The organism is Xanthomonas hortorum pv. pelargonii, assembly GCF_024499015.1.
In the GTDB taxonomy this organism is placed as follows: Bacteria; Pseudomonadota; Gammaproteobacteria; order Xanthomonadales; family Xanthomonadaceae; genus Xanthomonas; species Xanthomonas hortorum_B.
On record NZ_CP098604.1, the window covers coordinates 599476 to 623367 of the forward strand.

Consider the following 23892-nt stretch of genomic DNA (forward strand, 5'->3'; position numbering starts at 1 on the left):
TCAGGGGTTCGTGCTTTCGCGATTCCCCATTCCCGATTCCCTATTCCCGAATCACTCGAATATCCGCTTGTCCTTGGCGTATTCGCGCGCCTGGTTGCGCGTGATCAGGCTGCGCTTGACCAGGTCCTGCAGATGCTGGTCCAGCGTCTGCATGCCGTATTGCTGGCCGGTCTGGATCGACGAATACATCTGCGCCACCTTGTCCTCGCGGATCAGGTTACGAATCGCCGGGGTGCCGACCATGATTTCCCAGGCGGCGGTGCGTCCGCCGCCGACCTTCTTCAATAGCGCCTGCGAAATCACCGCGCGCAGGGATTCGGACAGCATCGAGCGCACCATCGGTTTTTCGCCGGCCGGGAACACATCGACGATACGGTCAATGGTCTTGGCCGCCGAGCTGGTGTGCAAGGTACCGAACACCAGATGGCCGGTTTCCGCAGCGGTCAGCGCCAGGCGGATGGTTTCCAGATCGCGTAATTCGCCGACCAGAATGATGTCCGGGTCTTCGCGCAAGGCCGAGCGCAGCGCCTCGTTGAAGCCGTGCGTGTCGCGGTGCACTTCGCGCTGGTTGATCAGGCACTTCTGCGAGGTGTGCACGAATTCGATCGGATCCTCGACCGTGAGGATGTGGCCGTATTCGTTCTTGTTGATGTAGTCGATCATGCCGGCGAGCGTGGTCGACTTGCCCGAACCGGTCGGGCCGGTGACCAGGATCAGCCCCTGTGGCTGGTCGATCAGCTGGCGAAAGATCGGCGGGCAGCCCAGGTCTTCCAGCGTCAGCACTTCGGAGGGAATGGTGCGGAACACCGCACCGGCGCCACGGTTCTGGTTGAATGCGTTGACGCGGAAGCGCGCCAGCGAGGGAATCTCGAACGAGAAGTCGACCTCGAGGAATTCCTCGTAATCGCGGCGCTGCTTGTCCGACATGATGTCGTACACCAGCGCGTGCACCTGCTTATGGTCCAACGCCGGAATATTGATGCGACGGACATCGCCATCGACACGGATCATCGGCGGCAAGCCAGCCGACAGATGCAGGTCCGATGCCTTATTTTTGACAGAAAACGCCAATAGTTCAGCGATATCCATGCGCTGCTTTTCCCCTAGGCTGCGATTGGAAGGTACTCCCCAAGCGGCAGTATAGCGTTCTGGCTGCTGGCGGGAAGCGGCCCGCCACCGGTTCAGGCTGGCCCCGCCAGGCGGGGCTGAAGGGGTTGGTTTCGGCCTTGGCGGCACGGAGCTTGCTTGCGTGTCGCGGACACTGCGGTGGGCCGCTCAATCAATGCCAGCGGGCCCACTCCCGGCCTGGCGGCAGCTTTCGCGACGTCACCGATCCCCGACCTCCCGCGCCCGGTTGGAACCAAACACCGCAGGGCGGCACTATAGCGCTCCACCTCTTGCCTGGAATGCCACGTGCCGGCTTCGTCGCTACAGCAGATTCTCGATGCCATCCACGCCGCCGCGACCCGGCACGCGCGCACCGATGTGCGCCTGCTCGCGGTGTCCAAGACCAGGCCTGCGGATGCCGTCGCCGCGCTGGCCGCGCAGGGCCAGCGCGCGTTCGGCGAAAACTATGTGCAGGAGGCGCAGGCCAAGATCGACGAACTGCATGCGCTGGGATTGGAATGGCATCTGATCGGCCACCTGCAATCCAACAAGGCCGAACTGGCCAGCCACTGCTTCGATTGGGTGCAGACCGTGGACCGCGCCAAACTGATCCCGCTGCTGGCGCGCTACCGCTCGGACGATCGCGCGCCGTTGAACGTGCTGATCCAGGTCAATATCGACGACGAGGACAGCAAGCACGGTTGCGCGCCGGAGGCGATCGATGCGCTGGCCCGTGACATCGCGCTGCAACCGCGTCTGCAGTTGCGCGGGCTGATGGCGATTCCCGCGCCGTTTCCCGAGCAGGCACGGCGCGCGACTGCGTTTACGCGCATGCAGGCGCTATTCGAAGACCTCAAGGGTCGCTACCCGCAGGTGGATACCTTGTCGATGGGCATGAGTTCGGATTTCGCCGAAGCGATCGCGGCCGGTGCCACCATGGTGCGCGTCGGCACTGCGTTGTTCGGCGAACGCGCCTCGTCGCCTGCCGCCGCGTCCTGATCGGCCTCGCGTGCCGACCACCGATCTTTCTGACCTAAGGTGCTGCAATGACTCTGCCCTCTTCGCCCGCGTCTTCGCATCCCAGCGCTGCAATCACCGCGTTCGTCGGTGGCGGCAACATGGCGCGCAGCCTGATTGCCGGGCTGATCCGGCAAGGCGTGCCCGCAACCAGCATCCGCGTGGCCGAGCCGATTGCCGAATTGCGCGAGGCGTTGTCGCGCGACTTCGGCGTGCACGCCGTGGAAGCGGCGCGCACTGCTGTGGACGGCGCGTCCATCTGGGTACTGGCAGTCAAACCGCAGGTGCTGCCTTCGGTGTGCGCACAGCTGGCCGAGCTTGCACAGGCGCAGCAGCCGCTGCTGCTGTCCATCGCTGCCGGCATCACTGCAACGCAACTGCAGCGCTGGTCGGGCGGTGACGTGGCAGTGGTGCGCGCAATGCCCAACACGCCCGCCCTGCTCGGCGCAGGCGTCACCGGCCTGTACGCCACTGCGCGCGTTTCCGACGCGCAACGCGTGCAGGCGACCCGCTTGCTGGATAGCGCAGGCGTCACCGTGTGGATCGACGACGAAGCGCAGATGGACGCGGTGACCGCCGTCTCCGGCAGCGGCCCGGCCTATGTCTTTCTACTAGCCGAAGCGATGGAGGCTGCAGCGCAAGCGCAGGGTCTGCCCGCCGACACCGCACGCACGCTGGTGCTGCAAACCGTGCTTGGCGCCGCGCGCATGCTGACCGAATCTGGCGAAGCACCGGAGCAGCTCCGCCACCGCGTGACCTCGCCCAACGGCACCACGCAGGCGGCGATCGAGGCATTCCAGGCCGGCGGCTTCGAAGCGCTCACCGCAAGCGCAATCGCCGCAGCCACCGAGCGCGGCCGTAGCCTGTCGGCCGCCAACGATTAGCGAATCCGCTAACGAAGAAGCGCAGGATTTCCTCGCAACCAAAGCTGATCGCAGGTATGCAGTCGATCCGTCGGCACTACAGAGATCCTGCATAACGGCGATCCATCCGCGCTGGCCATGCCGACCAACGCCATCAGCCAGCCGCAGATTTCGGCAACACCCAACACCAGATCGCCTGCTCGATCATGCACGCAAGCTCGCGCTGAAGACCTACTGCTCTGCGTCAGACGCTTCGTCAACGCGCACATCGCAACCGACTCGACAATGCGTTTCGTACGCGTTTTCTTCCGCTGGTGAACGAATCCCCGTCGAAAGACGCTTTTTTCGCGTTGTTTCATCGTTTGCCTATTGGCGGCGCGCAGCAGTTGCCCTACATTTCGCGTTGCCGACTGGGTCGGCAGACCCAACACCACCTACGAATACGGAATACATAACTCATGGCAAAAACCGCCGCTAAGAAGGCTGCCCCCAAAAAGGCAGTGAAAAAGGTCGCCGCCACCAAGACCGCAAAGCCGGCGAAGGCCGCCGCTGCCAAGTCCGCCGCGCCGAAGCCGATCAAGGAAGCACTGAGCAAGACCGGCCTGGTCGCGCACATCGCCGAATCCACCCAGCTGGCTCCGAAGGACGTCCGCGCCGTTCTGGCGACGCTGGAATCCGTTGCACATTCCTCCCTGAGCAAGAAGGGCGCCGGCTCGTTCACTCTGCCGGGCATGCTGAAGCTGACCAGCGTCCATGTGCCGGCCAAGCCCAAGCGCAAGGGCATCAACCCCTTCACCAAGGAAGAGCAGACCTTTGCCGCAAAGCCGGCCAGCTTCAAGGTCAAGGCTCGCTTGCTGAAGAAGTTGAAGGATGCCGCGCTCTAATCGAGCACGCATCCGGTGTAACGAAGGCGGCCTGCGGGCCGTCTTTTTTGCGCGCGCGATACCGCATGCGTGATCACCCACATGCCGCTCATCGCCGCTTGCCTACCCTGCCTGCTCATTCGCAACCCAGCAGGTGCATGTGACCGATCCATCGCCCCACCCTCCATCGACTACACCGCTGTCCACCGCCCGCAGCCCCGCACGCCGTTTGCGCCGCCTGCTGGTGTCGGTCGCCCTGCTGTGCGCCTTGGGTGTGGCCGCACGCTGGGCCTGGCAGTTGCCGATCGCCGAGCAGCTGCGCACCAGCTGGGAGCTGTCGCGAATGCCGCTGCCGACGTCTTTGCAGATCCCGGTCGAAGGCGTGCAGGCACGCCGCATCGCCGACACCTTCGGCGCGCCGCGTGGCCGTGACCGCAGCCATGCCGGCGTGGATATCTTCGCGCCACGCGGCACGCCAGTGCTGTCTGCAACCCGTGGCGTGGTCAGCGCCATTCGCGATCAAGGCCTTGGCGGCAAGCAGGTCTGGGTGCTGGGGCCGGCCATGCAGCGGCATTACTATGCGCATCTGGACGACTGGGCCGCAGGCTTGGAGGTCGGCGATGTGGTCGAGCCCGGCACACCGCTGGGCGTGGTCGGCACCACCGGCAACGCGCGCGGCACGCCGCCGCATCTGCACTATGGGGTCTATGGGCGCAACGGTGCGTACGATCCGCTGCCGCTGCTGCGCAAACCCCCACCACAGCCGGCACAGTGAACATGTTGGAACACTGCGTCATGGCCTGCCCTATCGAGGCCACCGCACGCTGCGCCTATGGTGGAGACAGCCCAGCAACGACGCCATCTCCATGCCCCGAAAACGCTATCGCATTACGGTCACGCCCATCGAAAGCGATGGCCGCCCCTGCGACGACCGCTGCTCCATCGAGTTCGAACAGCGCTCGCGCGCCGACTGGATGCGGTTGCTCGAAGAGTTGCACCTGCGTCGCGACCTGAGCAGCGACGAATGCGCCGCGCTGACCGTCGGCTCGCAGCTGCTGGAAGATCTGGCCGCCCGCCCGCGCGCGCAGCCCAGCGATGCGTTGGATGCATTGCGACCGAAGCTGCAACTGCTGCTGGAGCGCCTGCAGCGCGTGCACCCAACGCCAGGCGCTTGAGGCCTGCATCGCCGCATTGCGCGGACCGTTACACTGCGCGCATCGGGGATGGGGACGCGCCATGCGCTGGGCTGGAATCGTAGTATTTGCCGCTGCAATCGCTGGCTGCAGTTGTCAGCGCACCGAAGACAAACGCACACCTGTTGCTGCGCCCTCGTCGCCAACCCGGGCTGTGACAGGCAATCCAAGCACAGTCACCAACGCCGGAGCGCCTGCACCATTGGTGCCGGCACCGGACCCCAACGACGCCGCAGCGCGCGCCGAATTCGCCAAAGCAAGCGCCACCGTGCATCGGTATCTGGGCGCACTACCCGGCGCGGCACGCGCGGATGCCGATGCGCTGTGGACCGGGGGTCGTCCCTCGCCGGTGCCGGACGACGCAGTGCTACGCGGCATCACCAATATCCAATCGATGCGCATCAACAACGATCCGCCCATTGCCTTGGACCAGCAGCATCCGCCCAAGCTGATCGAAGTACCGGTGCATCTGACGGTGCGCACCACCTCCGGCACGCAGCGTCTGGTTGGTGCGTATCGACTACAACCCCGTGCCGGCAGCGATACATGGGAGATCTATTCGGCAACGCTGCAGCCGGTGCTGCGCTAACCCGTGGTTCACCGGCGCAGACTAAGGTGATGTCATCCGCTACCGGAGTCACCCGATGAAACTGCGTTCGCTTGCCGGATCCATGCTCGCCCTCGCCCTGGCAATGCCCGTCGCCGGTGCCTGGGCCACGCCGCAGATCCAGGGACATCAAATCAGTGTGCAGGGCAGCGATCTGCAGCAATTCCTCGGGGGCCGGTTCCCGCAGACGCATGACGCACTGGGCGGGCTGGTCGAAATGACGGTCAGCAATCCTGCTCTTTCGCTGCCGCCAGGCGACCGGCTCAAGATGGCCTTCGATCTGGCCCTGGCCACCGCAGGCGGCGCGCCGGCACCGGTCGGCAATGTGACCTTGACCAGTGCGCTGCGCTACGACGTGGCCAAGCAAGGCTTTTATCTTGATCAACCCACCATCGATGACTTCCGCCCTGCCAATGCCGGCGCAAAGCTCGATCACAGCACCCGCCAGTTGCTCAACGCCTGGCTGGCCGATTACGCGCGCAAGGAGCCGATCTATCGCATCGACCCGGCCATCGCGGCGGTGATGGGCAATGTGCAGGTGGAGTCGGTGGGCATCCAGAACGGACGGGTGGCGGTGAACTTCAATCAGAACATCGAGCAACTGGTGCCGGCGACAGCGCTTTCCGGCAAGTAGACGATCCGCGCTACGCCAGCGCGGGGCTCGCCGACCGGCGCCACTGCGCGGCAGGCGTTGCACACACACACAAAGGCCCGGCGCATCGATCGCCGGGCCTTTGTTGCGAAAGACGTCTGGTAAGACGGCAATGCTGTTGTTGGAAGCGATCCACTAACAAGTGAATTGACTGCGTCAGCATGCAGGTCTAACCCGCGTATTGCGTATTCCTGGTTGCGCACTCCTCAAAGAGAGTGCGCATCGCATCATCGCAATGCCGGCGCGCGTGCTCAGCGCTTGGGCTGCAGCATCGTGCCGGTGCAGTTCTTGGAGCCGCAGCGGCATTCCCAGATCTTCTTCAAACGCGGTGTGTGACGCTCGGCCAGCGTGATGCCGTAGTTATAGGTGAGCTCTTCGCCGGCCTTGATCGCACGCTTGGCCTCGATGAAGATCTTGTCCTTGCTGCGATCGTCGCCTTCGGCCTCTTCGATCACCGCTTCGCAATTGGGCTTGCAGCTGTGGTTGATCCAGCGCGCCACGTTGCCTTCGTAGTTGGCATCCAGCACGTAGTCGTCGCTGAGCGTGAACAGGAAGGTGTGACCACTTTCCACATCGCCGGTGTCATCGGCATCCACTTCCGCATGCGTGCGCAGGCGCCCCTTGTATTGAATGATGCGCTCGCCCTTGCGGAGCGCGGCGAGGGCGAACATGCCATTGCCGTGGATACGTGACTTGCGGGCGGCAACTTTGCGCGACATGAACGGGGTCCAGTGATGGGGCCGCTCATTGTGACCGCAGCGCGACGATGCGCCAAGCACAAGCGCATTGCCAACGGCAACGCCCAACGCTTGCCGGCGGCTGAACCGCGCGGCTGGCCCTGCCCCACTCGAAAGAGTACAATTTCGGTCCGCTTTAGGATTTACCTGGCCCCCTCATGTTGCGCGTCACCAAACTCACCGATTACGCCACCGTCGTGCTGACCGTACTGGCTGCACGCGGCGATCAGGTGCTCAGCGCGAGCGAGCTGGCCGAGCAGGCCGGCCTGGAAGCGCCGACCGTGAGCAAGATTCTCAAACCGTTGTCGCAAGCGGGCCTGGTCGAAGGTTTGCGCGGCGTGCATGGCGGCTACCGGCTTGCGCGCGCGGCCAGCGAGATCACGCTTGTTGAAATCGTCGAGGCAATGGAAGGCCCGCTGGCAATCACCGAATGCAGCCAGGACCACAGCCAGTGCGGCATCGCGCAGACATGCGGGGTGCGCTCCAACTGGCGTTTGATCAACGACGTGGTCGGCGATGCATTGCGTCGCGTCACGCTCGCACAGATGTTGCAGCCCCTCTCTCTCCCTGGCGACAGCAGTCGGCGTTCCATCGCCGCACGCGTCGCGACCACCTGACCTGTAGGCAGCCCGATGGCCACCGAACTTGCTCCCCCGCAGAACGCCGAGATTATCGAACGGCTGGGCCGACGTTACGACGCCGGCTTCATCACCGACATCGAATCGGACTCGCTCCCGCCCGGCCTGGACGAGGACGTCATCCGTGCCTTGTCGGCCAAGAAAGAAGAGCCGCAATGGATGACCGACTGGCGTCTTGAGGCGTATCGGCACTGGCTGAAGATGCCGATGCCGGAGTGGGCGAAGTTGAAGATCTCTCCGATCGATTTCCAGGCGCTGAGCTATTACTCCGCGCCCAAGGGCCCGAAGTACGCCTCGCTGGACGATGTGCCGAAGGAACTGCTCGACACCTACGACAAGCTTGGCGTGCCGTTGCACGAGCGCGCACGGCTGGCCGGCGTGGCGGTGGATGCGGTGTTCGATTCGGTCTCGGTCGGCACCACGTTCCGCAAGGAGCTGGCCGAAAAGGGCGTGATCTTCTGCTCGATGTCCGAAGCCATCAAGGAACATCCGGAGATCGTCAAACAGTATCTGGGCAGCGTGGTGCCGGTTGGCGACAACTATTTCGCCGCGCTCAACTCGGCGGTGTTCTCCGATGGCAGCTTCGTGTTCATCCCGGCGGGGGTGCGTTGCCCGATGGAACTGAGCACCTATTTCCGCATCAACGCCGGCCACACCGGGCAGTTCGAGCGCACCTTGATCGTGTGCGAAGATAAGGCGTATGTGTCGTATCTGGAAGGCTGTACTGCGCCGATGCGCGACGAAAACCAGCTGCATGCGGCGGTGGTCGAGCTGGTGACGCTCGAAGACGCCGAGATCAAGTATTCGACCGTGCAGAACTGGTACCCGGGCGATGAAAACGGCGTTGGCGGCATCTACAACTTCGTCACCAAGCGTGCCGAATGCCGTGGCGACCGCAGCAAGGTCACCTGGACCCAGGTCGAAACCGGCTCGGCGATCACCTGGAAGTATCCGTCCTGCGTGCTGTTGGGCGACGATTCGGTGGGCGAGTTCCATTCGGTTGCGCTGACCCATCATCGTCAGCAGGCCGATACCGGCACCAAGATGATCCACATCGGCAAGCGCACCAAGAGCAAGATCGTCAGCAAGGGCATCAGCGCCGGGCGTGGCCAGAACACCTATCGTGGTCTGGTCAAGGTGGACCGCAACGCCGATGGCGCGCGCAACTACACCCAGTGCGATTCGCTGTTGATCGGCAAGCAGTGTGGCGCGCATACCTTCCCCTATATCGAGGTGAAGAATCCCGGCGCCACCGTCGAGCACGAGGCCACCACCTCCAAGATCAGCGACGACCAGTTGTTCTATTGCCGCGCGCGCGGCATCAGCCAGGAAGATGCGGTGTCGCTGATCGTCGATGGTTTCTGCAAGCAGGTGTTCCGCGAACTGCCGATGGAATTTGCAGTGGAAGCCAAGAAGCTGCTGGAAGTTTCCTTAGAAGGCAGCGTCGGCTGACACCTCTTCCCTTCTCCCCTCGGGAGAAGGTGGCGCGCAGCGCCGGATGAGAGTACGGGGCGAAGCCAAGTGCACCCAAACAGCACGCTGCTTCGCACGAACCCTCACCCCAACCCCTCTCCCGGCGGGAGAGGGGCTCAATCACTGGATACGAATATGCTCAAGATCAACAATCTCCACGCCAGCATCGCCGGCAAAGAAATCCTCAAAGGCCTGTCGCTGGACATCAAGCCGGGCCAGGTGCACGCCATCATGGGGCCCAACGGCGCGGGCAAATCCACGCTGGGCAATGTGCTGGCCGGGCGCGATGGCTACGAAGTCAGCGCAGGCAGCGTGCAGTTCGAAGGCAAGGACCTGCTCGACCTTCCGCCGGAAGAACGTGCCGCTGCGGGCCTGTTCCTGGCCTTCCAGTACCCGGTGGAAATCGCCGGCGTCAACAACACCTATTTCCTGCGTGCCGCGCTCAACGCGCAGCGCAAGGCGCGTGGCGAAGAAGAGCTGGACTCGATGCAGTTCCTCAAGCTGGTGCGCCAGAAACTGGCGGTACTGCATCTGAAGGACGAGCTGTTGCATCGCGGCGTCAACGAAGGCTTCTCGGGTGGCGAAAAGAAGCGCAATGAGATCTTCCAGCTGGCCGTGCTCGAGCCCAAGCTCGCCATCCTGGACGAAACCGATTCGGGCCTGGATATCGACGCACTCAAGAGCGTGGCCGACGGCGTCAACGCGCTGCGCTCGCCGGAGCGCTCGTTCCTGGTGATCACCCATTATCAGCGCCTGCTCGATTACATCACCCCGGACGTGGTGCATGTGCTGGCCGAAGGCCGCATCGTGCAGAGCGGCGGCCCGGAACTGGCGCTGGAGCTGGAAAAACACGGCTACCACTTCCTCAAGGACCGCGTGGTGCCCGAGGCGGCTGCCTGATGAGCGCCCTGCTGGAATCCCTCGCCCGCGGTTTCTGCGGCAACGATGTACGGCGTGCCGAACTCGATGCCGCGCTGCAGACCGGCCTGCCCGGCCCGCGCGCCGAAGCCTGGAAATACACCTCGCTGCGGCAGCTGGAGCGGCGCAGTTTTCAGACTGCGCCCTTGGTACCGACGCTGGTCGATGCCTCCGTGCTGGACGATATCGCCTCGCCACGGCTGGTGTTCGTCAACGGGCGCCCGTCTGACGCACTGAGCGACCTGTCCACGCTGCCCGACGGCGTGCAGCTGGAGACCTTGTCTGCCTCGCTGGCTGCCAGCGATGACGCGCAGCAGTTGCTCGGTCGCCGTTTCGAAGGCAGCGATGAAATCTTCGCCCGTCTGAATGCCGCGCTTGCCGACGAAGGCGTGCTGGTGCGCGTGCAGGAAGGCGCGCAGATCGATATTCCGCTGCACCTGGTCTTTATTAGCGTAGCCGGCGAGCACGACCTGTCCTGGCATCACCGCCACTTGATCGAACTGCGTGCCGGCGCTGCGCTGAACGTGGTCGAGCACCACCTGCATGTCGGCGATGCCGCGCATCTGGATAACAGCCTGATGCATGTGCATCTGGCCCAGGATGCGGTGTTGTCGCATGCGCGCGTGCAGGCCGACAGTGCGCACGCCACCTCGTTGTTGCGTACCGATGCCGTGCTGGCGCGCAATGCGCGCTACCAGCGCGTGGATCTGGAACTGGGCGCCAACCTGTCGCGCCACGAGCTCAACGTGCGCCTGGAAGGCAACAACGCCCAGCTCACCGCCAATGGCGTGCTGCTCGGCAACGGCCGCCGCCATGTCGATACGCGTCTGGGCATCCAGCACATCGCACGCGATACCAGCTGCGAGCTGGTCTGGCGCGGCGTGGGCGCCGATCGCAGCCGGGTGGTGTTTCATGGCGGCATCCACATTCGCCCCGGTGCCGACGGCAGCGATGCGCGGCTGTCGAACAAGAATCTGCTGCTGTCGGCCAATGCCGAGATCGACGCCCAGCCGGTGCTGGTGATCGATGCCGAAGAAGTGCAGGCGGCGCACGGTGCCACCGTCGGCCAGCTCGACGACAACGCCTTGTTCTATCTGCGCTCGCGCGGTCTGCCGCAGGCCGATGCACAGCGTTTGCTGAGCGCCGCGTTCTGCCACGAGCCGCTGCGCGTGCTGCCCACCGCGCTGACTGCGGTACTGGCGCTGCAGCTGGACCGCGCACTGACCTCGGCAGGCGTGGCATGAACGCGCCCGCCGTCCCGCAACTGGCCGCGCCGGATTGGGAGCGCGTGCGCTCGGATTTCCCGTTGTTGATGCGGCAGGTGCACGGCAAGCCGCTGATCTATTTCGACAACGCCAACACCGGCCAGAAGCCGCTGCAGGTGATTGCCGCGACCGACGAGTTCTATCGTCGTCAGAACGCCAATGTGAGCCGCGCGGTGCATGCGCTGGGCACCGAAGCCACCGATGCGTTCGAAGGCGCGCGCAGCAAGCTCGCACGTTTTCTCAATGTGCGCGCCGACGAGCTGGTGCTGTGCAGCGGGACGACCTTTGCGATCAATCTGGTCGCTTATTCCTGGGCGCTGCCACGTTTGGGCGCCGGCGATGTGATCCTGATTTCGCGCATGGAGCACCACGCCAACATCGTGCCGTGGCAACTGGTGGCACAACGCACCGGTGCGACCATCCGCGTGGCCGAGATCACCCCAGACGGCGCGCTGGATCTGGATGCCTTGCGCAAGGCGATGACGCCGGAGGTCAAGCTGCTGGCGATCACGCACGTGTCCAATGTGCTGGGCACGGTCAACCCGGTGCGCGAGATCTGCCGCGAGGCGCGTAAGCGCGGCATCGTCACCGTGGTGGACGGCTCGCAAGCCGCGCCGCATCGGCGTATCGACGTGGCCGGCATCGGTTGCGATTTCTACGCCATCACCGGCCACAAGATGTGCGGGCCGACCGGCACCGGCGCGCTGTGGGCACGTCGCGAACACTTGCAGGCAATGCCGCCGTTTTTAGGCGGCGGCGAGATGATCAAGGAAGTCAGCTTCGACGGCACGGTATTCAACGATGCCCCGCACAAGTTCGAAGCCGGCACGCCCAACATCGCCGGTTTCATCGGCCTGGGCTCAGCGGTGGATTACCTGGAGTCGGTCGGGCTGGCGCACGTGGAAGCACGCGAAACCGAGTTGCTCGCACATTTCACAGAAGAACTGCAGCGTATCGAAGGCCTGCGCATTTTCGGCACCACGCCGGACAAGGCCGCAGTGGTGTCGTTCCTGATCGAAGGCGCGCATGCGCATGATCTGGCCACCCTGCTCGACCTGGAAGGCATCGCCATCCGCTCGGGCCAGCATTGCGCACACCCGCTGCTGCAGTACTACGGCGTCGCCGCCACCTGCCGCGCCTCGCTGGCGTTCTACAACACGCACGACGAGATCGAGCGCTTTGCTGCTGCGTTGGTGAAGGTGCGTCGACTGCTGGCTTGAGGCAGTGATTGGTGAGTCGGGATTAGGGATTCGGAGAACCTTTCGCCGAGTTGCGGTGCTTGCGCCAGACGTCCGTGCGCTGGCGCACGTGCCCCCACGATAGACTCAGAGCAACGCCCCAATTCGGGCATCCGGCAAGGCACAAGAAACAGCGTTCTTGCGCTTTGACGAATCCCCAATCCCGACTCCCGCTAAACTGCTCCCCATGCAGACCACCACCTTCCGCACCGCCACCGTCGACGATATCGACGCCCTCGTATCGCTGGTGACTTCGGCCTATCGCGGCGATGTCAGCCGCGTTGGCTGGACCACCGAAGCCGACTTCCTCGACGGCGCGCGGATCGATCCCGCCGTGCTGCGCGAAGACCTGTTGCGTGACCGCAGCCTGGTGCTGCTGGTCGAACAGGACGGGCGACTGCTCGCCTGCGCGCATATCGCCGACGACAACGGCGCCGGGTATTTCGGCATGTTTGCCGTCGATCCGTCGCTGCAAGGCAGCGGGCTCGGCAAGACGCTGCTGGCCGAAGCCGAGCGCATCGCCTTCAGCGAGTGGCAGCTACCGGTGATGCGCATGACGGTGATCGACATCCGCGATGAGCTGATCGCGTTTTACGAGCGACGTGGCTATCGCCGCACCGGCATCACCAAGCCGTTTCCGTATGGCGACGTGCGTTTCGGCGTGCCGCTGCGCCAGGACCTGCGCTTCGAGGTGCTGGAAAAACCGCTCGGCGGCGCAGCGCTGTGAGCGAGACCTGGACCTTCGTCTGCGCCAGCGAGGCGCTGCTGCCCGGCGAGTTGCAGACCGTCTGGGACGAGGTGACCGACGCCCCGATCGTAGTCTTCAACCTCGACGGCGAGCTATATGCGCTGGAAGACCGCTGCAGCCACGAAGATTACGAGCTGTCGCCCGGGACGTTCGACCCGGCGGCCGGCACCATCGAATGCCTGCTGCACAGCGCCCGCTTCGATATCCGCGACGGCCGCCCGCTGTGCGCGCCAGCCTATACCGCCGTGCCCAAGTTTCCGGTCAAGCGCGAACACGGCGGCATCTGGGCACGCGACGACCGCTGACAGCGGTGAAATCAGTGAGTGCGGCAGGTCGGCTGTGGCTGTGATCGTGGCCGTGGCTTTGGCCGTAGAAGCCAAGGTCAAAAAGCCTAGTGAGTCGAGCGCGCGGTGCCCTTGCCGCTCGCAGGACACGCCGTGAATCCATCCCTGGAGGCTCGGTGGCGGCATCCATGCCGCCACATGGTCCCGCAAGCGGCGAGGACACCGCACCAGAAGTCAGTCGGTTGCTTTGTTGAAAACCATGCACACAGACCAACTCGACTGGTCCTTGCCCGCCCACCGTCGCGGGACCTTATGCGGCATGGATGCCGCGTAAGAGCTTACAAGGACGTACTTGCAGCGTGTCCCGCGATGGTGGGTGGGCAAGGGCCCTGCAGCCAAGTCGCAGATCAGCTGCTAATGCGGCAGTCATCGCTGCTACACGAACGTACTCGCGGCATGTCCCGCGATGGTGGGCGGGCAAGGGCCCTGCAGCGAAGTGGCAGATTAGCGGCAAGCAGACAGGCGTGAAGTAGGTTGGTCCGCCAATTGTAGTTTGGTCCGCCAATTCAAATAGCGCACAAACCTTTCTGCCACAACGCTTCAGGCAGTGGGAACCACCGCGCGACGTCGGCCGACGACAAAGATTGCAAAGAAGAATGATTTGCATTTAAGATCGCAGCCCTTCAGGCTTTCTTAACAACTGGCCTGCCCTGCGATCCCATGCGCCCAGCTCTGTCAGACCGTTTTCTCCTGCGTTCGCCCCGCCTGCGCCCTTCCGCGCGGCGCCTTGACGTGTGCGACATCGGGTCATGCCAGCACATCGCATCGGGCTAGCCGGCGCGCACTGTCGATCCACCTTTTTCAATCCTCACCCCATCCCCGCATCCGCCGAGCCATCGCCACGCCGGAGCCTCGCTTCCCTCTTCGAGACGCCTCATGACTCCCAGGATTTCCCCGCTCACCTCGGCCGTGCTGCTGACGCTGTCCGCTCCTGCCTTCGCCCAGCCCGGCGATGCGCCGGCGCCTCCGGGCGCGGTGGATCTGGATGCCATCCGGGTGCAGCAGGAACGTGCGCAGAAGCCGTCCTCGCCCAAGTACACCGAGGCCCTGCGCGACACGCCGCAGACGATCACTGTGGTCACCAAGCAGACCATGGACCAGCAGAACCTGCTGTCGCTGCGCGACGTGCTCAGCACCCTGCCCGGCATCACCTTCGGCGCGGGCGAAGGCGGCGGCGGCTATGGCGACAGCATCAACCTGCGCGGCTTCACCGCCAGCAGCGACATCACCACCGATGGCGTGCGCGACAGCGCGCAGTACAGCCGCAGCGACACCTTCAACCTGGAAGCGGTGGAGCTGATCAACGGCGCCAACTCCGCCATGTCCGGCGCCGGTTCGGTCGGCGGCAACATCAATCTGGTCACCAAGACCGCCGGCCAGGGCGACTTCACCAATGTCGTGGTCGGTGGCGGCAGCGACCGCTACGGCCGGCTCACCGCCGACAGCAATTACGACTTCGAAAACGGCACCGCCGTGCGCTTGAACGCGATGGGCCACACCCAGGACGTGCCGGGCCGCGATGAAGAATTCCGTCACCGCTGGGGCTTTGCGCCGTCGGTCGCGTTCGGTCTGGGCTCGGATACGCGCTTTACGCTGAGCTACCTGCACCAGCACGACAACAACCTGCCGCAGTACGGGGTGCCGTTCGCGCTGAGCCCGTTCAACAACGGTCCGCTGCCGGGCGTGGACCGCGAGACCTACTACGGCTACCGCAACGTGGCGCGTCAGGAGATCGACGTGGACATGCTGACCGGCGTGCTGGAAATGGACTTCGACGACAACGTCAAACTGCGCAGCCTGGCGCGCGTGCAGCGCGTGGATCAGACCACCAGCGCGACTGCGCCGGAAGGCACCTGGTGCCTGCCCAACAACACCAACGCCTACACCGGCCGCGCCTGCGTCGGCCAGCCACCGGCCACCTGGAACCCCAACAGCGGCCCGCGCGGCCTGGTGCGCGAGACCGAAAATTTCATCGCGCACAGCCAGACCGACCTGACCGCCACCCCGCATACCGGCGCGATCGAGCATCGCCTGGTTGCAGGCATCGCCTTCAGCAAGGAAGACTTCGAACTCAATAGCGGTTCGATCTTCCGCAACGCCGATGGCTCCACCACCGGCATCACCTATCCGCTGCAGTCGTTCGACAATCCGTACAACATCTGGACCGGCCCGCAGAACTACTTCCGCACCGGTCGCAGCAAAGGCAGCCTGACCAATCAGGCGGTGTATCTGTTCGACACGCTGCAGTTCAACGAGCAGTGGATGCTCAACCTGGGCGGCCGCTACGAGCACAACGAAGGCGACAGCACCACCTACACCGTCAACGCCGCCGGCAATGTCACTGGTGTGACCCCGGGCTTCCCGGCCGGCAGCGAAGAGGACCTGTTCTCGTATCGCGCCGGTCTGGTGTTCAAGCCGGTCGAGAACGCCAGCCTGTATCTGTCTTACGCCAACAGCAAGACGCCGTCCAAGGCCTCGGTCAACGGCTCGTGCACGCCGATCGCCACCGCCACGGCGGGCGCCAATTGCAATGTCGAGCCGGAAAGCGCGGTCAACATCGAACTGGGCGGCAAGTGGGACGTGTTGAACGAGCGTCTGGCGCTCACCGCGGCGGTGTTCCGCAACGAGCGCGAAAACTACAAGGTCAACAGCGGCGACCCGCTGATCCCCGAGCAGGTGCTGGACGGCAAGGCGCGCGTGGACGGTATCGCGCTGGGCGCGGCCGGCTACCTGACCGAGCGCTGGTCGATCTTCGCCAACTACACCTTCCTCGATAGCGAAGTGCTGCAGAGCGTGTCCAACCGCACCGAAAGCCTGACAGGCGATCCCATCGCCGGGCGCGAGCTGGTGCAGACGCCGCGCAATGCCGGCAACATCTGGACCACCTATCAGCTCAACCAATGGACCTTCGGCTACGGCGTCACCTACCAGGGTGGCTTCTATCCGAATAATTCCTCGGCGGCCGGCTACGTCAAGACCGACGATTACTGGGTGCACCGCGCGATGGTCGGCCTGCGCGTCAACGACTGGCTCAGCCTGCAGTTGAACGTCAACAACCTGTTCGACGAGGAGTACTACACCAGCATCCGCAACAACCTCACCGTCAACGCGGCAGGCACTGTCACTGCCGGCAATGGCTGGGCGCTGCCGGGCGATGGACGCTCGGCGGTGTTGAGCGCCACGTTTAGTTTCTAAGCCTCCGGCACGCCGTCCGCACAGTGCGGGCGGCGTGGAGATCTGCGCATGTTGCTGCCCATTCCCGATGTCCTCACTCCCGCACAACTTACCGAGTTGCGTGCGCGGCTGGACGCGGCCGACTGGGCAGACGGCCGCATTACCGCCGGACATCAATCCGCGCAGGCCAAGGACAACGCGCAATTGCCCGAAGACAGCGCCATTGCGCGCGACGCCAGCGCGCTGGTGCTGGAGGCGCTGGCGCGCAGCAGCACGTTCTTTTCGGCGGTATTACCACGGCGCATCTATCCGCCATTGTTCAATCGCTACAGCGGCGGGCAATCGTTCGGGTATCACGTCGACAACGCGATCCGCTACGACCGCAGCCGCGGCGGCGCAGACCCTGTGCGCACCGACGTTTCCGCCACGTTGTTTCTCAGCGACCCGGACAGCTACGACGGCGGCGAGCTGGTGATCGAAGACACCTACGGCACGCAATCGGTGAAGCTGCCGGCCGGGCACCTGGTGATCTATCCCGGCACCAGCCTGCATCGGGTGATGCCGGTGACCCGCGGCACCCGCGTGGCGTGTTTTTTCTGGACCCAAAGCATGCTGCGCGACGATGCGCAGCGCCGCCTGTTGTTCGAGCTGGATGTCTCGATCCGCCGGCTGACGCAAGATACCCCCGGTCACCCTTCACTGATCCAGCTCACCGGCGTGTATCACAACCTGTTGCGGCAATGGGCCGATGTCTGAGCACGCACCGGACACCGCGCAGCTGATCGACCTGCTGCGTACCCAACCCGATCAAGCGGTGGCACTGCTGCGCAAGGCCGCTGCACGCCAGGATGTGGAGGCACAGCTGCTGCTCGCGCAGATATACGCCGAAGGCCGCGGCGTCGCGGCCGATCCGGCCATGGCGATGCTGTGGTACGAAGTCGCCGCCAATGCAGGGCATGCGGAAGCGATGAATCAGCTGGGGCGTTGCCACGAACTCGGCTTCGGCACTGCGTGCAATATCGTATTGGCCGCGCTGTGGTATCGCCGCGCCGCCGAGCACGGGCTGGATTGGGGCATGTACAACCTCGCGCACCTGTACGGCTCCGGCCGTGGCGTGGCGCAGGACCACGCGCAGGCCCTGGCGCTGTATCGCAGCGCAGCCGAGCGCGGGCATGCCAAATCGATGAACTTTCTGGCGCGTTATCTCGACCAGGGCCTGGCCTGCGATGCCGATCCAACCGCTGCGCGCGACTGGTATCGCCGCTCCGCAGAAGCAGGCGATTTCCGCGGCCAGGCCAGTTACGCCACCTTGCTGGCAGACGGTGGCGACCTCGATCAAGCCGAGCACTGGATGCGGCGTGCGATCGCAGGCGGGCATGCCGGCTTTCTGCAACAACTCACACCGCTGCTGGCAAGTGCGCGCCAGCCACGCTTGCAGGCATTGCTGAGCGAGGTCGCTGTTCGGCAATCGCTGCTGCAGGTATCCGCCGCAACGGATGCGGCCTGAGCGCGCCATGTCGACCTCCAACGACACCATTGCCACCACCCAGCAACGCCGCGGTTTCTGGCTGCGCATGCTGCATCAGTGGCACTGGATCAGTTCGGCGCTGTGCCTGATCGGCATGCTGCTGTTTACGATCACCGGGCTGACCTTGAATCACGCCGCGCGCATCGAAGCCAGCCCTTCGACCGAACAGCGCACGCTCACGCTGCCGCCCGCCCTGCTCAAGACCTTGGGCAACCGGCAGGACGGCAATGCACCGCTACCGCCGCGGGTGGCGCAATGGCTGGGGCGCGAACTGGATATCAGCGTCGGCACACGCAGCGGCGAATGGTCGGCCGACGAGGTGTATCTCGCGTTGCCGCGGCCTGGCGGCGATGCGTGGTTGAGCCTGGACCGCAGCACCGGCGCAATCGAGTACGAACGCACCGGACGCGGCGCAATCGCCTATCTCAACGATCTGCACAAGGGACGCAATGCCGGGCCAGCCTGGGGCTGGTTCATCGATGTGTTCGCCATCGCCTGCCTGGTGTTCTGCATCACCGGGCTGTTCCTGCTGCACCTGCATGCGCGCCAGCGCCGCGCGACCTGGCCGCTGGTCGGCCTGGGTCTGCTGATTCCGCTGCTGCTCGCCCTGCTGTTGATCCACTGACTTTTTCCACCGGAGACGACCATGCGCGCCACCCTGACCATCGCCCTGAGCGGCCTGCTCGCCATGCCGGCGTATGCGGCCACGCTCGACATCAATGTCGAAATCCCCAAGCTCAACGTCGCCGAATATCACCGCCCCTATGTGGCGATCTGGCTGGAAGGTGCAGACCAGAAAGTCGCTGCAAATCTGGCGGTCTGGTATCAATCCAAGGACACCGCCGAAGGCCACGGCACCAAGTGGTTGCCGGATCTGCGCCAGTGGTGGCGCAAGAGCGGTCGCACGCTGGAGGTGCCGGTCGATGGCGTCACCGGCCCGACTCGTCCGGCCGGCGCGCATGCGCTGTCGTTCTCCGATACCAAGGGTGCGTTGAAGTCGCTGCCGGCCGGCCAGTACACGCTGGTGGTGGAAGCAGCACGCGAAGTGGGCGGCCGTGAGTTGGTCAAGGTGCCGTTTACCTGGCCGGCGACGTCGTCGCAAACCGCAAAGGCCAGCGGCAGCAGCGAGCTCGGTGCCGTCAGCCTGGTCGCAAAGCCCTGAGCGTTGCGCCGGCTGTCGGCCGCTGCACACAACGTGCACAGCAAGCACCGGCGCAGATGCGCATTGCATTGCATCGCTTCACTAAACACACATCGCTTCCCACGCATCCACGCAGCGCCACACCCTCGCGCTGATCAGACACGTGATTCACCGTCCTCATCGTCCTTCAAGGAGTTGTCGCGAAACGTTCTCTCGTCCTGATCGCCATGCTCGCCGCACTGCCGGTCAGTGCACTCGCCCACAAGGCCTGGTTGCTGCCGTCGCAGACCGTCATCGCCGGTGAAGCGCCGTGGATCACGGTGGATGCAGCCGTCTCCAACGACCTGTTCTACTTCAATCACGTGCCGCTGCGCCTGGATAACTTGAGCATCACCGCGCCGGATGGCAGCGCGCTCAAGCCGGAAAATCCGGCCACTGGCAAGTACCGCAGCGTGTTCGATCTGCAACTCACCCAGCCCGGCACCTACAAGCTCAGCATCGTCAACGCCGGCCTGTTCGCCAACTGGAAAGAAGACGGCAAGCCCAAGCGCTGGCGCGGCGACGAAGCCCGCTTCGCCACCGAGGTGCCGAAAAACGCGCAGGATTTGCAGGTCTCGCAGTCCTTCAATCGCGTGGAAACCTTCGTCACCCGCGGTGCGCCCACCACCACGGTCTTCAAGCCCAGCGGCAAGGGCATCGAGTTGATCCCGGTGACCCATCCCAACGATCTGGTCGTCGGCGAGGCGGCGCAGTTCACGCTGCAACTGGATGGCAAGCCGGCAGCCGGGCTGGAGATCGACATCGTGCGCGGCGGCACCCGCTATCGCGATGCGCAGAACGAGATCAAGCTGAAGACCGATGCCAAGGGCGGCTTCAGCGTGACCTGGCCGGAAGCCGGTATGTACTGGCTGGAAACCACTACCGAAGACAAGAAAACCTCGCTCCCGCAAGCCAAGCAGCGTCGTCTGGGTTACGTCGCCACACTGGAAGTGCTGCCGCAGTAATCCGCACGCATGCGGCAGGATTGCACGCAGCGTGCATCCTGCCGCACTGCCTTCATAAGATTTCTCCATGCCTGCATCGTCTTCCGCCGACCACGCCATCGCCACTCTCGGCGGCCGCAGTATGGGCACCACCTGGAGCGTGAAGCTGATCGCGCCGCGCGGGCGCGACCTGCACCCGTTGCATGCCTGCATCCAGGCCGCGCTCGATCGGGTGGTCGCGCAGATGAGCACCTGGGAAGCGGATTCGGACATCAGCCGCTACAACCGCGCTGCCGCTGGTCAGTGGCAGACCCTACCTGATGAATTTCATGCAGTGCTGAGCGCAGCACTGCAGATCGCACAAGCCAGCGAGGGTGCCTTCGACCCCACAGTCGGCCCGATGGTCGAGCTATGGGGCTTCGGTGCCTCGGGCGTGCGACGGCAGGTGCCTGCAGCCGATCAGATCGCCTTGGCCAGCGCACGCTGCGGCTGGCAACGTGTGCAACTGGACGGCATGCGCGTGCTGCAGCCTGGCGCACTGGCGCTGGATCTATCCGGCATTGCAAAGGGATTCGGTGTGGACTGCGTGCATCGCGCGCTGCTGCAGGTCGGCATCGACAGTGCATTGATCGAAGTCGGCGGCGAACTGTTCGGCTATGGATGCAAGCCCGATGGCAGTGCGTGGCGCGTGCTGGTCGAATCCGCACCCGACGAAGACGCCGGTGCTGCATTGCCGCCACGTGTGCTGTCGCTGGACGGACTGGCGGTCGCCACGTCCGGCGATCGTTGGCACCGCTTCGATGCCGGCGGCATCCGCTATGCGCACACCTTCGACCCACGCATCGGCGCGCCCGTTCCGCATGCGCCCGCAGCAGTCACCGTGCTCGCACGCAATGCGATGCAGGCCGATGCCTGGGCCACTGCGATGACCGTGCTTGGCGTCGATGCCGGTCTTGCCTATGCACGCACTGCAACGTTGGCCGTGCGTTTTCTTACACGCAAGGACGGCGTTCTGCTTGAATCCATGAGTCCGGCCTTCGAGCAACAGTTGGCTGCGTCATGACCGCAAATAACCTCCGCGTGTGGCTTGGCAACGGGCTGGTTCTGCTTGCCCTTGCAGCCATCGTCGGCTGGCTGGGCGGCTTGCATGCTGGTGCATGGTGGGCCGCGCCAACACCGCATCGCTGGCAGTTGGCAGGTCTTGGGATGACGCTCTACCTGGGCCTGTGCGCGGTCGTGCTGTTGCGTGCACGCCGGCGCGTGGGCGCACAGCGCGCAGACGCCAGCGGCGTGCTGATCGTCTGGGCAAGCCAGACCGGATTTGCGCGTGAACTGGCCGAACGCAGCGTCGCCGCGCTGCAGTCGGCAGGCGTCGGTGCGTACGCACTGCCACTGGACGCCGTCGATGTCGATCAACTCACGCGTGTGCCGCGGCTGCTATGCATCGTCAGCACCACCGGCGAGGGCGATGCACCCGATCACGCGCAAGCAGCCGAGCGCGATTGGCTTACTAGCGACGCGCAGGATCTGACAGCCGTGCAGTACGCCGTGCTGGCGTTGGGCGACCGTGGCTACGCGCAATTTTGCGCATTTGGCCGACGCATCGACGATCGCCTGCAGGCACGCGGCGCCAACCGTTTGTTCCAACGCATCGAGGTCGACAACGCCGACCCGCGCGCCTTGCAGCAATGGCAACGGCGTCTGGCAGAGCTGGCGCCAGCACTTGCGACACAACCCGACTGGAGCCTGCCGGCCTACACCGCCTGGCAGCTACGCGAGCGTGTCCACGTCAATCCAGGCAGTGCGGGCGCACCGATTTACCGACTGCGTTTGACGCCTTGCGATGGACCGTTACCGCAATGGAGCGCAGGCGATATCGCGGAGATCGTTCCGCACAACGCACCGAATGCGGTGGAGTCCTGGCTGCAACGCAACCAGCGCGATGGCGCCCAGCGCATTGGCGGACGAACGCTGCGCGAATGGCTCAGCGGCGCGCCACTTCCCGATGTCGATGTGGGTGCCATTACCGGCCCCGGCCCAAGTGCGTGCTGGTGCTGGCACCGATGCCGATGCCAAAGTCAAAATCGGCCCAGGTACTGACACAGTCACAGCCACTGATACAGGTGCAGCTACAGGCACAACTTCATCGCTAGACGCAGATGCATTGGTGCGCCGCCTTGCCGCCCTGCCCCATCGCGACTATTCGCTCGCATCCATTCCCGAAGAAGGCCACGTCGAACTGCTGGTGCGCGAGCACCGGCACGCCGACGGCAGCCTGGGCCTGGGTAGTGGTTGGCTCTGCGTCCACGCACGCATCGGCACGCCCATTGCGCTGCGCCTGCGCAGCAACCCCGGCTTCCACCCGGCTGCACCCGAGCAACCAATGTTGCTGATCGGCAACGGCACCGGCATCGCCGGACTGCGCGCGCATCTACGCGCCCGTATCGCAGCCGGTGCACGTCGCAACTGGCTGCTGTTCGGCGAACGCAATGCCGCCCACGACGCGCTCTATGCCGACGAGCTGCAGCAGTGGCAACGCGATGGCTGGATCGACCGTCTGGATCTGGTGTACTCGCGCGATCAACAACAGTCAGTGCGCTACGTACAACACGCACTGGCCGCTTCCGCCGACCACCTACGTCTGTGGGTCGATCAAGGCGCCTGCATCTACGTCTGCGGCAGCCTGCGCGGCATGGCACCCGAAGTCGACCAGACGCTTGAGTCAATCCTCGGCACCGATGTCAGACAAGACCTGCTGCGCAAAGGGCGCTATCGCCGCGACGTGTATTGAAGGTGACTAACGCCACCTGACGAACGGCCACCAACGGAGTATCTGTCGATGTCCTAGATGTCCAGAATGAATGCTGCCCGGAATCGCGAGTAGCGTTGGTTGGCACTAAGGCGGCTAACAAAACGTCAAAGTCTGGTTGATCGAGGGCGCGGTGCCATAGCCGCTCGCGGGACACGCCACAAGTACGTCCATGTAGGCTCGGTGGCGGCTTCCATGCCGCCACACGGTCCCGCAATCGGCGAGGACACCGCACCAGAGAGTTGGTCGGTAGTTGGGTGAAAGCCTGCCTATTGATCGCGTTGCGTTTTGCGTTGCGAAGCTGATCGGCCGCGGCGTTATCCGAACAACGCACGTCATGCACTGCTTGCACCATGCACACCGCCACTCTCGACTGGTCCTTGCCCGCCCACCATCGCGGGACCTTACGCGGCATGGATGCCGCGTAAGAGCCTACACGGACGTACTTGCGGCGTGTCCCGCGATGGTGGACGGGCAAGGGCCCTTCAGCCAAATGGCAAATCAGCGGCTCTGCAATAGACCGGCCTGAAGTAGTTTTGTCAGCCACTCTTAAACCAGACCTCGATCAATACACGGACACTGCTTCATCGCACG

The 23892-nt window shown here is 64.3% G+C and carries 23 protein-coding genes and 1 pseudogene; 22 read left to right on the forward strand and 2 right to left on the reverse strand.

The features are described from left to right. Window positions 1-51 precede the first annotated feature (51 nt). Window positions 52-1089, reverse strand: a complete 1038-nt coding sequence (locus tag NDY25_RS02635; protein ID WP_006448885.1) for a type IV pilus twitching motility protein PilT — start codon at window positions 1087-1089, stop codon at window positions 52-54. A 324-nt stretch (window positions 1090-1413) separates the two neighbouring features. On the opposite strand from NDY25_RS02635, the gene NDY25_RS02640 reads away from it, so the two are divergent. The 7 genes from NDY25_RS02640 to NDY25_RS02670 all read left to right on the forward strand — a co-directional run bounded on the left by NDY25_RS02640 (window position 1414) and on the right by NDY25_RS02670 (window position 6284). Continuing rightward, complete coding sequence (locus NDY25_RS02640; protein ID WP_168958905.1) at window positions 1414-2106, forward strand: YggS family pyridoxal phosphate-dependent enzyme; 693 nt, start codon at window positions 1414-1416, stop codon at window positions 2104-2106. Window positions 2107-2153: 47 nt separating this feature from the next. After that, window positions 2154-3008 carry a pyrroline-5-carboxylate reductase gene (proC, locus tag NDY25_RS02645; RefSeq protein WP_168958906.1) on the forward strand — a complete coding sequence of 285 codons (855 nt, stop codon included), beginning with the start codon at window positions 2154-2156 and terminating at the stop codon, window positions 3006-3008. A gap of 437 nt (window positions 3009-3445) precedes the next feature. Then, window positions 3446-3871, forward strand: a complete 426-nt coding sequence (locus tag NDY25_RS02650; protein WP_043889331.1) for an HU family DNA-binding protein — start codon at window positions 3446-3448, stop codon at window positions 3869-3871. Between the two features lie 133 nt (window positions 3872-4004). After that, on the forward strand, window positions 4005-4625 hold the full coding sequence (locus NDY25_RS02655) for a M23 family metallopeptidase (protein ID WP_425510774.1): 621 nt from the start codon (window positions 4005-4007) through the stop codon (window positions 4623-4625). A 91-nt stretch (window positions 4626-4716) separates the two neighbouring features. Continuing rightward, entirely contained in the window at window positions 4717-5025 is a 309-nt protein-coding gene (locus tag NDY25_RS02660; RefSeq protein ID WP_168958908.1) for a DUF3861 family protein, read from the forward strand. Window positions 5026-5086: 61 nt separating this feature from the next. Further along, on the forward strand, window positions 5087-5632 hold the full coding sequence (locus tag NDY25_RS02665; protein WP_425526347.1) for a hypothetical protein: 546 nt from the start codon (window positions 5087-5089) through the stop codon (window positions 5630-5632). Window positions 5633-5687: 55 nt separating this feature from the next. Next, window positions 5688-6284: a YceB family lipoprotein gene (locus NDY25_RS02670; protein WP_104551654.1), complete on the forward strand. Its 597-nt coding sequence runs from the start codon at window positions 5688-5690 to the stop codon at window positions 6282-6284. A gap of 269 nt (window positions 6285-6553) precedes the next feature. On the opposite strand, the gene NDY25_RS02675 is transcribed toward NDY25_RS02670, so the two are convergent. Then, window positions 6554-7021 (reverse strand): SET domain-containing protein, encoded by a 468-nt coding sequence (locus tag NDY25_RS02675; RefSeq protein WP_006448894.1) that lies wholly within the window; start codon window positions 7019-7021, stop codon window positions 6554-6556. A 176-nt stretch (window positions 7022-7197) separates the two neighbouring features. On the opposite strand from NDY25_RS02675, the gene NDY25_RS02680 reads away from it, so the two are divergent. From NDY25_RS02680 to NDY25_RS02750, 15 genes and pseudogenes are all read left to right on the forward strand, one after another. Beyond that, complete coding sequence (locus NDY25_RS02680) at window positions 7198-7656, forward strand: SUF system Fe-S cluster assembly regulator (RefSeq protein ID WP_023904615.1); 459 nt, start codon at window positions 7198-7200, stop codon at window positions 7654-7656. Between the two features lie 15 nt (window positions 7657-7671). Continuing rightward, window positions 7672-9129, forward strand: a complete 1458-nt coding sequence (sufB, locus tag NDY25_RS02685; protein ID WP_168958910.1) for a Fe-S cluster assembly protein SufB — start codon at window positions 7672-7674, stop codon at window positions 9127-9129. A 156-nt stretch (window positions 9130-9285) separates the two neighbouring features. After that, complete coding sequence (gene sufC / locus NDY25_RS02690) at window positions 9286-10050, forward strand: Fe-S cluster assembly ATPase SufC (RefSeq protein WP_006448897.1); 765 nt, start codon at window positions 9286-9288, stop codon at window positions 10048-10050. After that, on the forward strand, window positions 10050-11312 hold the full coding sequence (gene sufD / locus NDY25_RS02695) for a Fe-S cluster assembly protein SufD (protein WP_168958911.1): 1263 nt from the start codon (window positions 10050-10052) through the stop codon (window positions 11310-11312). The genes sufC and sufD overlap by 1 nt, the downstream gene beginning before the upstream one ends. After that, a complete protein-coding gene (locus NDY25_RS02700; RefSeq protein ID WP_168958912.1) occupies window positions 11309-12553 on the forward strand; it encodes a cysteine desulfurase in 1245 nt (414 codons plus the stop codon). Before sufD ends, NDY25_RS02700 begins: the two co-directional genes overlap by 4 nt. Before the next feature lie 205 nt (window positions 12554-12758). Beyond that, complete coding sequence (locus NDY25_RS02705; RefSeq protein WP_168958913.1) at window positions 12759-13298, forward strand: GNAT family N-acetyltransferase; 540 nt, start codon at window positions 12759-12761, stop codon at window positions 13296-13298. Continuing rightward, window positions 13295-13624, forward strand: a complete 330-nt coding sequence (locus tag NDY25_RS02710; RefSeq protein ID WP_006448901.1) for a non-heme iron oxygenase ferredoxin subunit — start codon at window positions 13295-13297, stop codon at window positions 13622-13624. Before NDY25_RS02705 ends, NDY25_RS02710 begins: the two co-directional genes overlap by 4 nt. 915 nt (window positions 13625-14539) lie before the next feature. Next, window positions 14540-16858: a TonB-dependent receptor gene (locus NDY25_RS02715; protein ID WP_256627748.1), complete on the forward strand. Its 2319-nt coding sequence runs from the start codon at window positions 14540-14542 to the stop codon at window positions 16856-16858. A gap of 48 nt (window positions 16859-16906) precedes the next feature. Further along, window positions 16907-17593, forward strand: a complete 687-nt coding sequence (locus NDY25_RS02720; RefSeq protein WP_168958915.1) for a Fe2+-dependent dioxygenase — start codon at window positions 16907-16909, stop codon at window positions 17591-17593. Continuing rightward, window positions 17586-18344, forward strand: coding sequence for a tetratricopeptide repeat protein (locus NDY25_RS02725; RefSeq protein WP_168958916.1), 759 nt, complete (start codon window positions 17586-17588; stop codon window positions 18342-18344). The genes NDY25_RS02720 and NDY25_RS02725 overlap by 8 nt, the downstream gene beginning before the upstream one ends. 7 nt (window positions 18345-18351) lie before the next feature. Next, window positions 18352-18990 (forward strand): PepSY-associated TM helix domain-containing protein, encoded by a 639-nt coding sequence (locus tag NDY25_RS02730; protein ID WP_256627749.1) that lies wholly within the window; start codon window positions 18352-18354, stop codon window positions 18988-18990. A 21-nt stretch (window positions 18991-19011) separates the two neighbouring features. After that, window positions 19012-19527: a DUF2271 domain-containing protein gene (locus tag NDY25_RS02735; RefSeq protein ID WP_168958918.1), complete on the forward strand. Its 516-nt coding sequence runs from the start codon at window positions 19012-19014 to the stop codon at window positions 19525-19527. Window positions 19528-19733: 206 nt separating this feature from the next. Next, window positions 19734-20510, forward strand: coding sequence for a DUF4198 domain-containing protein (locus NDY25_RS02740; RefSeq protein ID WP_256627750.1), 777 nt, complete (start codon window positions 19734-19736; stop codon window positions 20508-20510). Between the two features lie 67 nt (window positions 20511-20577). After that, a complete protein-coding gene (locus NDY25_RS02745) occupies window positions 20578-21552 on the forward strand; it encodes an FAD:protein FMN transferase (protein WP_168958919.1) in 975 nt (324 codons plus the stop codon). Next, a pseudogene (locus NDY25_RS02750) lies at window positions 21549-23280 on the forward strand (flavodoxin domain-containing protein). The gene NDY25_RS02745 and the pseudogene NDY25_RS02750 overlap by 4 nt, the downstream one beginning before the upstream one ends. Window positions 23281-23892: the final 612 nt, after the last annotated feature.